This is a genomic window from Streptomyces sp. NPDC008317 (assembly GCF_042955955.1).
In the GTDB taxonomy this organism is placed as follows: domain Bacteria; phylum Actinomycetota; class Actinomycetes; order Streptomycetales; family Streptomycetaceae; genus Actinacidiphila.
Genome location: NZ_JBIBFQ010000001.1, coordinates 166983 through 179462, shown reverse-complemented (window position 1 = coordinate 179462; position 12480 = coordinate 166983). Strand labels below are relative to the sequence as shown.

Here is a 12480-nt window from a genome sequence, read left to right as displayed (position 1 = left end):
AAGGCCCTGCCGTGCCCGTCGAATTCCTCGGTATCGCCGCCACGAACGACGGCTCCGAGACCACACCGCGCAGCGGCGCGTCCTTCGACAAGGACTACACGCTGCGACTCGCCCGCGCCCACGAGGACCACGGCTGGGACCGGGTGCTGTTCGCGTACAGCTCCGCCTCGCCGGAGCCCGGTACGGCCGCGGCGTACATCGCCGCGCGCACCGAACGCCTGGAGATCCTGCTCGCGCACCGCCCCAACGTGTCGTATCCGACCTTCGCCGCACGGGAGTTCGCGACCCTCGACGCGATCAGCGACGGCCGGCTCGCCGTGCACTTCATCACCGGGGGCAGCGACCACGAGCAGCAGCGCGAGGGCGACGTCCTGAGCAAGGACGAGCGGTACGCGCGCACCCGTGAGTACATCGAGATCGTCAAACGCGTGTGGACCGAGCACGAGGCGTTCGACCACGAGGGCGCGCACTACCGCTTCCGCGACTACGTCTCCGACGTGTTCCCGGTGCGGCAGCCGCACCCGGACGTCTCCTTCGGCGGGTCGTCGCCCGCCGCGTACGCCGCCGGTGGCGCCGTCGCCGACATCTACGCGCTGTGGGGCGAGCCGCTGGCCGAGACCGCCCAGCAGATCGAGGCGGTGAAGGCCGCCGCGCTGGCCGCGGGCCGCGGCACCCCGCCGCGTATCCAGGTCGCCTTCCGGCCGATCATCGCGCCCACCGAGGAACTGGCCTGGGAGAAGGCGCACCGCACGGTCGCCGCCATCGAGCAGCGCCGGGCGGCGGGCGCGTGGCGGCGGCGCGGCGGCGACGCCCCGCAGAACACCGGTTCGCAGCGGCTGATCGGCATCGCGGAGCAGGGCGAGCGCTACGACCGCGCGCTGTGGACCCGCACCGCGGCTGTCACCGGGGGAGCGGGCAACTCCAACGCCCTGGTCGGCACGCCGGAGACCGTCGCGCGGGCGCTGCTCGACTACATCGACCTCGGCGTCGATATCATCTCCGCGCGCGGCTACGACCTGCTGGGCGACGCCATCGACTTCGGCCGCCACGTCATTCCGCTGGTACGGGCGGAGGTCGCCCGGCGCGACGCCGAGCGGGCGGCGGGGCCGGTGACGGCGGGGCGGTGACGGCACGGCTGTGACGGCAGGGCGGTGACGGCAGGCACCGGGCGGATCGGCGGATCGGCGTACGAGCGGGACGACGTACGAGCGGATCGGCGTACGGGTGCGCGGGCCGTACCGCTGACCCCGCTCCCGGGGTGCGCGGGCCGTGCCGCCGACCCCGCTCCCGCCCCCTCCCGGCGCCCACCACTCAAGGAGATCGCATGGCCAGATACGAGTCGGTGCTCGACGCCATCGGCGGGACACCGTTGATCCGCCTCACCCGCGCCGCCGAAGGACTGCGCCCGCGCGTGTACGTCAAACCGGAGTGGCACAACCCCGGCGGCAGCGTGAAGGACCGGGCGGCGCTGTCGATGCTCCGCAGGGCGGAGGCGGACGGCTCGTTGCGTCCGGGAGGCACCGTGGTGGAGGTGACCAGCGGCAACACCGGCATCGGCCTGGCGCTGGCCGCCGCCCACCTCGGCTACCGGACGGTGGTCTTCACCGGCTCCGCGACCTCGCGCGAGAAGCGGGACCAACTCGCCGCCTACGGAGCCGAGGTGCGGCTGGTCGACGCCTTCGTCCCGCGCGACCACCCGGACAGCATGCGCTCGCAGGGCACGCGGTTCGCCGCCGAGACGCCGGGCGCCTGGTTCGTCGACCAGTACGACAACCCGGCCAATCCGGCCGCCCATTACGCCACCACCGGCCCCGAGATCTGGACGGACACCGAGGGCGCGGTCACCCACTTCGTCGCCACCGTCGGCACCGGCGGCACGATCTCCGGGACCGGCCGTTACCTCAGGGAGGTGAGCGGAGGCCGGGTCCGGGTGGTCGGCGCGGACCCCGTCACCTCGATGTACGCGGGCGGCGACGGCAGCCAGAAGTACATCGAGGGCGCGGGCCACTTCCTGCACCCCGAGGCCACGGCCGACGTCTGGCCGCTCGCCCTCGACTCCGCCGTGATCGACCGCTACCTCGCCGTCGGGGACCAGGACGCGATCGACGCCGTGCGGCGGCTGGCCCGTACCGAGGGCATCCTCGCGGGCGGCTCGTCGGGCGTCGCGCTCGCGGCGGCCCTGCGGGTGGCCGAACACCTCACCGAGGACGACACCGTGGTGGCCCTGCTGCCGGACTCGGGCCGGGCCTATCTGTCGACGTACTTCAACGACGACTGGCTCACCGCCAACGGCTTCCGAGGCCCGGCCCCGGCCGACGGCCCGACCGTCGGCGACCACGCCACCCCGGCGCCGGTGGTGGAGCGGGACGAGGACCCGGCCGACGCCGTACGGCGGCTCACCGCGGACGGCCTCGGCGACGACGACGTGGTGCTGGTCGCGTACCGCCGCGACCGCCGCCTGCTCGCCCCCCACCCCACCGACCTCCTCGGCTGGACCACCCCCGCCCGCCTCCGCACCGCCCCGACCGTCGCCGAATCCGCCCAACCCCTCGCCCCCCGCCTCGGCGCCGCCCTCCCCCTCACCGCCCCCGCCGTCACCGCCTGGCCCCCCTCCGCCGCCCCCATCGCCCCCGTCCTCACCCAAGGCCGCGCCACCCACACCGTCCCCTGGCACTCTCTGCGCACCCCATCCGAACCCGCCCCGACATTTGATCTGAGCGGATGAGTGAGGAGTCGCCACCACAGGTGTTCTCCAACCGCTGGGCCGACGCGACCGGTCCGAGCGGGCCCGGTCCGTCCCGCGATCGATGCGGGTGCATCGAGCGGACCGGTACGGGACCGCGGCGGGCCGCCCCCAGTTGCCGCCGTCGCGGTAACTGCTCGGACCGGAGCCGCCTACTTCACGCGGACGTAGGTCTCCGGGCCGTTGGAGTCGATGTGGCGGCTGTCGGAGGTGAACCACACGACGACCCAGGTGCCGCTGCGAGTCGACTTGTCGCGCAGGTGGTAGGCGCCTTTGGAGTCGGTCTTCACGCGGGTGACGTAGTGCCAGGTCTTGCTGCCCGCGGGCCGGAATTCCAGGTACGCGTAACTGCGGGAAATCCCGGACCACTTGCCGGAGGTGCTCCGCTGCTGGATGTGGCCGCCGAAGGTGACGTAGGTGTTCTTGCGCACCGTGGTGCGGCTGGGCTTGCCGCCGGTGACGCGGGTCGGGGTGCGGTAGATCTTGACGGCCGCGCTGTAGGAGGGCGAGAAGTCCGGGGTGCCGGGGAAGTACGCCCGCCAGTAGCCGTTCGCCTGGCCGCCGTAGGTCGCGTAGGTCATGAACTCGTCGCCGGGGAGGCCCTGGCGGCCGATCCGGGTGGTGCCGACGGTGTGCCAGGACTTGCCGTTGGACGAGTACTGGATCGTCATGGAGTGCGTGTTGTTCGCGAACTCCGATCCGTACAGGTCGAGATGGCCGTCGATCACCGCCTCGCCGTACTCGTCCTCGCTGACGCGGAACGGGGTGACGCGGCTGGGCGTCGGGATGTGCACGTGGACCGGCGTCGTGCTGTTGTCGGTGGGCAGGAGGAAGGGGTCGTAGTTCCAGTAGTTGCAGAAGTAGTACGAGCCCGCGGTGCCGGTCGTGACGGTGAAGGTGCCGTCGGCCCTGGTCCTGGCCGTGGCGTCGAAGTACGCCGGTCCCTGGGTGTAGATCTTCTGGCCCGGCGTGCCCACCCACGCGGACCCGGCCTTCCGCTCGTACACGCCCGTGATCGTGGTCCGGCCGCCCCGGGGGACGTTGACGTCGGTCTTGCTCAGGACGCGGATCCGGGTGGTCTCCGCCTTCGCCGGCACGGTGAGCGGGGTCTGGTCGCTGCCGTCGAGGAAGTACGGGTAGCCCGCGGTGGCGGTGCCGTCGGCGCCCGCCGTCCGGTAGGTGACGTCGCCCTTCACCGTGACCGGCGCGCTGACCCGCCCGTCCGCCCGCGCGGTGGCGACGGCGACCGTATCCACACCGCCCCCGAGGTCCGGGTTGGTCAGGTCGACCGACACACCGGCCGGGTCGAGCGCCGCGCCCGTGCTGGGGTCGGTGACGGTGACCGGGGCCGAGACGGCGTACGAGCGGTGCTCGTAGTCCACCGAGCCGCGGTCGGCCGAGAGCTTCCCGACGGACACCTGCGCCGCGTACGTGAACTGGCCCGCGTCCGGGAAGTGTTCGACCTCTCCCCGGCTGTCCGTGATGTCCACGGAGATGTCGTAGACGCCCATCGCGGGAAGGGCGATGCGCTGCGCCGCCGTCCGGTCGTTGTCGAGGTACGGACTGGTCACGAAGGCCGATGTCGTACCGGCGTCCGGCGCGCCCGCGGGCGCACCGTGCGGACGGTAGTGCGCGGTGATGCCCGCGACCGCCGAGGTGTCGCTGTACACGGACACCGAGAGTTTCCAGTGGTCGGACCAGGAGTTGCCGACTCTGTACACCTGGAAGCGGTGCGGGGGCGGGGTGGTCTCGGCCGGGTCGGGCGTCCCGCTCCCTGACGGCTCCGGACTCGCGGTGTCCGTGGGCGTGGGTGTGGGCGCATCCGTGGGCGGGTCCGTAGGCGCAGGCGGGTCCGTGGGCGTGTCGCCGACGGTGCCGGTGGGCGTGCCGGTGCCGGTGACGGTGGGCGTGCCGGTCGCGGTGGCGGTCGGCGTGTCCGTCGGACCGGGGCTCGCCGCGCCGGACGGGCTCGCGGTGGCACCCGGCACCGCGTCGTACGGCGCCGCCGTCCCGGAGTCGGCGGCGGTCGCCGGAAGCGCGAGCGCGGCCGTCAGCAGTGCGCTGGCCGTCACGGCAGGCAGAAGAGCGCGAAGTCTCACTCGGTGTATCCCCCCAAGGAAAACGAGTACCCCTGCCGCCCGCGCCATCCCGGCGCCGATAGCGGACATGTACGGGTCAGCCAATCCTAGAGCCGGCCCCCGGCACCGCCGCGCACTGGGGCCGGGGCACGCCGATGACGGCGGGCACGACGCATCTGCACATCAGCGCCGCGTACCCGGTGTACGGACAGATCATGGTGCAGGCGCAGTTGGTGGACGGTGCGACCGGCAAGGACATCGCGGACTCCTCCACCAACCGCTCGACGAGCGACCTGATCGTGAATCAGCCGTATTTCACGCCCAGTTGGACTGATGGGGGCGTCACCTCGTACAGCGCGAGCCCGCAGATCGCCACCGGGGCGCCGCACGCCGTGACCGAGCGGCTGAACATCCGGATCGTCTGGTTGAGCCCGGCGTCCGCGCACACGACGAGCACCCAAGTGGTCTTTACGGCAGCCCAGATCGCCGCAGCCGGATACACGCCCGAGCAGCTCGAGAACGCCGTTGCGGTCCGGTTCAGCGCCGACGGACAGAACTACGCGGTCAAGCCCTGGACGCCGGGTGCCGACGGGTCGTTGAGCATCGACCTTCCGCCGGTCGACTGGCGCGCCGACGTCACCCAGTCGCAGTACCTGAGCTTCAAGGTGGCCTGGGGCCTGCCCGCGGGCAGGCTCGTCGGCACGATCGAGGTCCGCGACCCGCAAGGGTGGCAGTACGTCGGCGCCACGCAGACCCTGCGCCCCACTGCCGACGTGCGGCCCGCGGAACTCGTCCCCAGCATCTTCGGGCGGGACGCCAAAGGCGATCTGTGGCTCATCCCCGGTGCCAGGGGGGCCCGTTCGTCCGCGTACTACGACGCCCGCAGTCTGGTCGGCCCCGGCTGGAACGCCTACACCCACCTCCTGGGCACCGCGACCTCCGCCTCGACGGCCACGACGACCTCATCGCCACCGGCCCCACCGGCCTCTTGGTACTACGAAGGCACCGGCAACCCCGCCGCCCCCTTCAAGCCCCGCCTCAAGATCAGCGACGGGTGGCAGGCGTACAACACCCTCCTCTGCCCCGCCCTTTAACCGCTGCGCGGGGTACGGACGGGGCGATGGCGATGGCGACGTCGGCGGGGAGTTCCGCGCCGACCGCTTGGCCAGGGTGCCGATCCGGTCGGCCCGCCCGGGTATACGGGTCCTACCGGCCTCGGGCCTGTTCCATGTTGGCCCGGTGAGGACGGGAGAGCCAGTCCGCGTGCGGGCCCAGGCGCGCGTCGGCCGGGTCGTCTCCTCGCCGGAGCGCGTCGATGTAGGCACGCTCGGCGGCGAAGCGGGCCGCCACCTCGCGGCCTTCGGCAACGGAGCCGTGGCCCGGGACCACGACGTCGGCCTGCCCGGCAGCCTCGGCCAGCCGGTCGAGAGCGCTTTCGTAGGCTCCCACCTGATCGTCCTGGCGAGCGTCGAAGAGCGGGATCAGGACGTCGGAGAGCATGTCGCCGACGAGCAGGACGCCGCGGTCCGCCAGCAGGACCGAGGCGTGGCCGACAGCGTGCGCCTGGTGCTCGATGACCTGGCCCGGCACCGCTCCGCCGTCGGCGGGCAGCGGGGTGACGAGTGCGACGAGGTCGAGGGGTACGCCGGACGCGCTCTCCGCCGCCATCGCCTGCGCCCGCTCCCGGGCCTGACCGGCAACGTCGGCGGCGGCGGTGGTCGCGTAGCGCGGCACATCGCCGAACCGGGAGTGCCACAGCAGATGGTCCCAGTGCGGATGGGTGCAGAACCCGGCCACCACCGGAATGCCGAGCCCGTCCACATCATCGGCGAGCTGGTCCAACTCGGAACCGTCGATGCCGGGATCGATCAGGACCAGCCCGTCCTCGCCGCGCACCACGATCGAATTGGACCAGACCCAGTCGCTCTGCCGCACCCAGACACCGTCGGCCACCTGCTTCAGCTTGCCCATCTCTGCTCCCATCGCTTGCCTGCACCACTGAGACTGCTGCCCGCGGCCGAACTCATCGCTCCCATCGCCGCCCGCCGCGACGGATTCAGCGCGGATGGCCCCAGCTCCTCGACCTGGCGCTTATCAAAGGAGCGGACTGCTCCTCGGAGCGGACTGCTCCTCGTCCTGGCCGACCGCCGCGCCGGTCATGCGCCGTACGGCGAAGCTCGGGATCGGCGAGGACGGCACGGTCGTCAGCAGGACGGACTTCGTCTGGGACGGTACGCGACTGGCCGAGCAGATCGTCTCCACCGGCTACGGCTACGGCTACGGCCACGGCTCCGGCTACGGCGATGGGGACGGCTACGGCGACGGCACGGTCGCCGTCACGACCTGGGACGCCCTGCCCGGCAGTCATCGACCGGTCGGCCAGACCGAGCGTGTTCAGGGACTCGACGGCGCGGCGCGGCTGCGCGGCACGGGTGAGCCCTGGCCGCTGGAAATGCGTCGCGCTCACGCACGCCGGGTCACCGATCACGTATGGCTGCACGTCCTCGACGACGCGGCCACCGAAGAGGCACGCTCGACTACATGCCGACCGACCACCAGCGGGAGGCCGCCGCCACGGCCGTCGCCGAATGGAGCGCCCGCGAATGCGGCTTTCCGCCCCCAGCCGTCGAAGCGACCTTCGACCGGGAGGGGGCGGCCTTCAGAACGCGTATCTGACCCGTAGCCAAGGGGCGTGCGTCGCGATCAGCTCCCGGAGCCGGACGACGGCGCCATGCTTGACGTCGCGCGCGTAGCGGACATTGAGCGCGCCGTTCTCCGAGCGTTTGACCTCCTGGGCGGCCGGCTGCCACAGGAGGTCCTCCGCGCGCGGGTGCCAGCCGAGGTTGACCTCGTGCAACTGCTGGTTGTGGGTCAGCAGGATGACCTCGGCGGCAGCCTGCCGCTTCACCCGGACGGGCAGGACATCGTCGAGGTGGGCGAGCAGATCGGCCCAGTCCCGCTGCCAGCCGGGCCGCAGTACGACCGGTGAGAGGTTGAAGTGGACCTCGTAGCCCGCGTCGAGGAAGTCCGCGGCCGCGGCGACGCGTTCCGCGACCGGGCTGGTGCGGATGTCCAACAGGCGCGAGTCGCGTTCGGGCATCAGCGAGAAACGCACCCGGGTACGGCCCCGCGGGTCCAGCGCCAGGAGGTCGGGGTTGACGAACTTCGTGGCGAATGACGCCTTGGCGGTGGGCAGGGCGCGGAAAGCGGCGATGAAGTCGGCGGTGTTGTCGCAGACCAGGGCATCGACCGAGCAGTCGCCGTTCTCGCCGATGTCGTAGACCCACGAGTGGGCGTCGCACTGGTTCGGCTCCCGCTTAGGGCCCTGCGTCAGCACATGCCGCCTGACGTGGGCGATGATCGCCTCGACGTTGGTGAACAGCGTGATCGGGTTGGAGTATCCCTTGCGGCGCGGTACGTAGCAGTAGGCGCAGGCCATCGCGCACCCGTTGGAGGCGCCGGGGGCGATCCAGTCGGCCGATCTGCCGTTGGGGCGCGTCTCCAGGGTGCGCTTCACGCCCAGGACGAGTGTCTCTGTCTTGACGCGCACCCAGCGGGAGACGTTTCCCTCGTTGCCGTGCAGGGAGGGGATGCGCCAGTGGCCCGCCACCTCGGTGACGGGGACGCCGGGGAGCCGCGCCATGATCTGCCGGCCACGCGGGGAGGCGAGGGCGGCCGGCTCGGCGTACACCTGCCGTACGTCCAGCACTCGTCGGGCCTGCGGGCTGTCCCGGAATCCGCCGTCGTCGGGCGGGGCGGCGGACGGTGTGTCCTCCCACCCGAAGAGGGTCTGCTGCTCGGGAGGGCCGGGAGCGCCGGGAGCGCCGGGAGCGCCGGGAGGGCCGGCCGTATCGGGCCGGTCCGGCAGGTCCGGCCGGTGGTGGGACGAGTCGGCCGGGGGCTGTGGCACGGCGCTCCTCCTGCCCTCGGCCTGATCCGTATCCGTATCCGTATCCGTATCCGTGTCCGTATCTGCGTCGGCCGTTCGAACGGTACGCGCGGGTGCCCGCGCCGCATGTGGTCGGCGGCGCGTCCGGCGGACATCGCGGCGGACATCGCGGCGGACATCGCGGCGGACGGACACGTCCGAGCCTACGGGCCCGAGTCCAGGGGCGGTCGTCAGGGCCGAGCCCGGCGGGGCGGTGAGGAGCGACCCGGTGGCGTACGTCTTGGCCCTCCGGAGTCCGGTCGCGCCGGAGTGTCGGCGCGCAGGACCCGCGCGGAGGCTGGCAGCATCGGCCGAAGGGACGGCCCGTGCGTAGGCGCGGCCCCATTGACCCGAGCTCGCTGTCGTAGGAACCGGCCCGGGCGTACGAAGGTTCCGCGCCCGTCGGCTCGGCGTCGGTCCGGCGTGGAGCACCGGCCCGCCGCGGGAAGCGCAGACCCGTGGAGCACCGACCTGTGGAGCACCGACCCGCCGCGCGGAGCACCCGGGCGCCGCGAGAGGAGACCCCCATGGAACCGCGACCGCACTGGCTGTTCGGCGACCAGCTCGGCCCCCACTTCCTCGATCCCCGGCACGGCGGCCCCGACGCCCAGGCGCCGGTGATCATGATCGAGGCCCGTTCGGTGCTGCGCCGCCGCCGGTTCCACCGCGCCAAGGCGCATCTGGTGCTGTCCGCGATGCGGCACCGCGCGGCCGAACTGGGCGACCGGGTGACGTACGTACGCGCCGAGACGTATACGGAGGCGCTGGCCCAGGTGCCGGGCGGCGGCAGGGATCGGCTCACGGTCTGCCACCCCACCTCGCGCGCCGCGCTGGGCCTGGTCACGTCGCTGGAGCGGGTGGACGTGCTGCCCGCGAAGGGCTTCCTGGTGCCTCGGGCCGAATTCGCGGAGTGGGCCGGACGCCGAGACGGTCGCAGCCTGCGGATGGAGGGCTTCTACCGCTGGGTGCGCGAGCGGCACGACCTCCTCATGGACGGGGACGGGCCGGCGGGCGGCCGGTGGAATCTCGACCACGACAACCGTGAGCCGCCGCCGCGCGGCCGGGACACCCTGATGGTGGCCGGTCCCTCGCGGCCGGAGGAGGACGAGATCGACGACGAGGTCCGCCACGACCTCGACCGGTGGGAGCGCGACGGCCAGGTGTCCTTCGTCGGACGCGACAGCCCCCGGCTCTTCCCCGCCACCCGCCGCGAAGCCCTGTCGGCGCTGCGCCGCTTTCTCTCGCACCGGCTGCCGGACTTCGGACGGTACGAGGACGCCATGCTGGCCGCCGATCCGGTGATGAGCCACAGCCTGCTGTCCGCACCGCTCAACCTCGGGCTCCTCGACCCGGCCGAGTGCGTCGAGCGGGCCGAGGCCGCGTACCGCGCGGGTGACGCGCCGCTCAACAGCGTCGAGGGCTTCGTCCGGCAGATCGCCGGCTGGCGGGAGTACGTATGGCAGCTGTACTGGCACTTCGGCGAGGACTACCGGCACCGCAACGCGCTGCGCCACCACGCCCCGCTCCCCGACTGGTTCCTCGAACTGGACGCCGACGCCGTCACCGCCAACTGCCTGTCCACCGTCCTCGCCCAGGTCCGGGACACCGGGTGGACCCACCACATCCCCCGGCTCATGGTGCTCGGCAGCCGCGCCCTCCAGGACGGCTGGGATCCGGCGGCCGTCACCGACTGGTTCCACCGCTGCTTCGTCGACGGCTACGACTGGGTCATGCTGCCCAACGTCGTCGGCATGTCGCAGTACGCCGACGGCGGGCTGATGACCACCAAGCCGTACACCTCCGGCGGCGCGTACCTCCACAGGATGAGCGACCTGTGCGGGCCGTGCGCCTACCGCCCCACCGACCGCGTGGGCGACCACGCCTGCCCCTACAGCACCGGCTACTGGGCCTTCCTCCACCGCCACCGGGCCCGGCTGTCCGCCAATCACCGCACGGCCCGCGCCGTCCAGGGCCTCGACCGCCTCAAAGACCTTCCCGAACTCCTGGACCAAGCCGCCGCCCGCGGCCCCCAGGCACCGTGACCCCCCCGGACCCCTCCGACTCCTCCGCCCCCTCCGGCGGCTCGACGGACCCGACACCTCACGTGCGGCAGGTCCGCCCCGGACAGCCAGGGCCGCGGTGATGCCGATGAGACGCCTCTGGGCCTGGGCTTCATCGACCAGTCGGCTGGCGAAAGCCCGGTGATGTGCGGCCGTTGCCTCCGGCCGACGCTATCGCGGTCGCGCCGGCCACGTTCAACACGGTCAATAAGTGCGCGGCCGGGATCGCCGACACACTGGCGCTGGGCATTGCCGTATGTGAACAGCGCGATGGCCGCACACCCGGCTTACGGGGAGAGTCTGGCGCGGCTGCGTGCCATGGGCGTCCTGGTCAGCTAGGCGGACGTCCGCCACAACCTTTCGGGCGCCGACGGGGCGACAACGGCCGTCGGGGTGCAGGCCAGGGATGGTTACCGGTTGACAGGCCGCACGACATGGGCCTCGGCCTGCGCCTTGAGGCTCGTGGTTGCCGTCGCCGCCCGTGACGAACGCTGACCACGCCCTCACACGAAGGCGGCATGTCGAACGGGGCAGCTCAGACAGATCGTGACACAGCGGCGCTCGCGACTGCGTGCCCGCCGGTCGAGTGCTCAGAAAAATGTATAGCGCATGGGATGCAAGCCATGGCGATGAGGGCAGTTACTACTCTCGCTATGCGCTTGAATCGCTTCATCGTGCGTACCCACTCTGTTCGGTCGGACTAGTTGATCTACGTCATTCCTAGTCCAGTGCCGTGGGCCTAGCAAATGGTTCGCCGATGTAGGAGAAAAGTGGGCATTGGTGGATATGCGAGCTCTGACTAGTCGATCGTCATATGCCAAGGTTGAGGTTTGCCCCGATTTTCTTTCGGCTTCAATGACGGAAGGGACCCGGTAAAGATCTTGTAACGACTGGGTCGGGCGCAGCCTGCGGCGCCGGCCCATGTTCGGCCCGGTGTCCATGGCTTCGGTCCGACGCCTCCTGCGGATTTGCGATAACGAGAAGCCCGAGGTCGGCAGGGCGCACCACGATACATAGATTTAAGACTGTTTCCATCATTCCATCGGAGATACGGAGAGGTCCATTATTTCCGGCTGGAACACGGCTGGCTCTCCCGTCGTCTGCTAAGGGCTGTCCCGGACAAGTTCGCGCAGCAGGATGGCGGCCGAGGGAGTTTCCCGCAGCAGCCGGCCCAGTCGGCTGCGCCAGACCATTTCGAGGTCGGTGATCACCGCGGGATCGGCCCTGCGCAGTGCCGCAGTCACCTCGCCACGTTCTTGCTCCAGTTCGCCCTCTAAGTCATCCACTTCCCCCGGAAGGCGTCCGTGACATAGCAGATCAACCACCCGGGCCTTGTCGACGGCCCACCTGTCCAGAGCCATCAGTTTGACCACGACGGTGGCTCCGGACGATGTCAACTGCGCCAACTCGGTTTCCATACGATCTCCCTATAGCCCTCGCGGACGATCGGTCACAGCCACGGTAAGCGTTGTTGCACCAGGGCTCACAGAGGAGCGCCAGACGACTGATGAGGAGTGCGCAGGCCCTTGGCAGCCGGTCGTCGGTATGCCACGGGGGAACAATCCAGTCAATGAGCACTTGCTCTCTGTCAATGCCGCATCACCGTATGTCATGCTCCTGATGGTGTGGGGTCGGCGCGCGGCCGAGGAGCGGAGGACGCCGATGGAGTGC

9 protein-coding genes and 1 pseudogene are annotated in these 12480 nt (G+C 71.3%); 6 read left to right on the top strand and 4 right to left on the bottom strand.

Annotated features, from left to right (window positions below):
- Positions 1-11 precede the first annotated feature (11 nt).
- Complete coding sequence (locus ACFY9V_RS00650; RefSeq protein WP_391158353.1) at positions 12-1127, top strand: LLM class flavin-dependent oxidoreductase; 1116 nt, start codon at positions 12-14, stop codon at positions 1125-1127.
- 197 nt (positions 1128-1324) lie between these two features.
- Entirely contained in the window at positions 1325-2725 is a 1401-nt protein-coding gene (locus ACFY9V_RS00645; protein ID WP_391158352.1) for a pyridoxal-phosphate dependent enzyme, read from the top strand.
- Between the two features lie 170 nt (positions 2726-2895).
- Here the strand turns inward: ACFY9V_RS00645 and ACFY9V_RS00640 are convergent, their stop codons facing one another.
- Entirely contained in the window at positions 2896-4815 is a 1920-nt protein-coding gene (locus ACFY9V_RS00640) for a hypothetical protein (protein ID WP_391158350.1), read from the bottom strand.
- A gap of 161 nt (positions 4816-4976) precedes the next feature.
- On the opposite strand from ACFY9V_RS00640, the gene ACFY9V_RS00635 reads away from it, so the two are divergent.
- A complete protein-coding gene (locus tag ACFY9V_RS00635; RefSeq protein WP_391158348.1) occupies positions 4977-5915 on the top strand; it encodes a hypothetical protein in 939 nt (312 codons plus the stop codon).
- A gap of 112 nt (positions 5916-6027) precedes the next feature.
- Here the strand turns inward: ACFY9V_RS00635 and ACFY9V_RS00630 are convergent, their stop codons facing one another.
- Positions 6028-6792, bottom strand: a complete 765-nt coding sequence (locus tag ACFY9V_RS00630) for an MBL fold metallo-hydrolase (protein ID WP_391158346.1) — start codon at positions 6790-6792, stop codon at positions 6028-6030.
- A gap of 187 nt (positions 6793-6979) precedes the next feature.
- Here ACFY9V_RS00630 and ACFY9V_RS00625 point away from each other — a divergent pair, with 187 nt between their 5' ends.
- A complete protein-coding gene (locus ACFY9V_RS00625) occupies positions 6980-7504 on the top strand; it encodes a hypothetical protein (protein ID WP_391158344.1) in 525 nt (174 codons plus the stop codon).
- Here ACFY9V_RS00625 and ACFY9V_RS00620 read toward each other — a convergent pair.
- Positions 7481-8689, bottom strand: a complete 1209-nt coding sequence (locus tag ACFY9V_RS00620) for a spore photoproduct lyase family protein (protein WP_391159531.1) — start codon at positions 8687-8689, stop codon at positions 7481-7483. The two genes, ACFY9V_RS00625 and ACFY9V_RS00620, sit on opposite strands and share 24 nt — an antisense overlap.
- Positions 8690-9276: 587 nt before the next feature.
- Between ACFY9V_RS00620 and ACFY9V_RS00615 the strand changes: the two genes are divergently transcribed.
- Both ACFY9V_RS00615 and ACFY9V_RS00610 read left to right on the top strand, forming a co-directional pair.
- The gene (locus ACFY9V_RS00615) at positions 9277-10791 is read left to right on the top strand and encodes a cryptochrome/photolyase family protein (protein ID WP_391158342.1); all 1515 of its coding nucleotides are present in this window, start codon (positions 9277-9279) and stop codon (positions 10789-10791) included.
- A 134-nt stretch (positions 10792-10925) separates the two neighbouring features.
- Positions 10926-11142, top strand: a pseudogene (locus tag ACFY9V_RS00610) (flavoprotein); the annotation flags it as partial.
- 770 nt (positions 11143-11912) lie between these two features.
- Here the strand turns inward: ACFY9V_RS00610 and ACFY9V_RS00605 are convergent.
- Entirely contained in the window at positions 11913-12227 is a 315-nt protein-coding gene (locus tag ACFY9V_RS00605; protein WP_391158340.1) for a hypothetical protein, read from the bottom strand.
- Positions 12228-12480 lie beyond the last annotated feature (253 nt).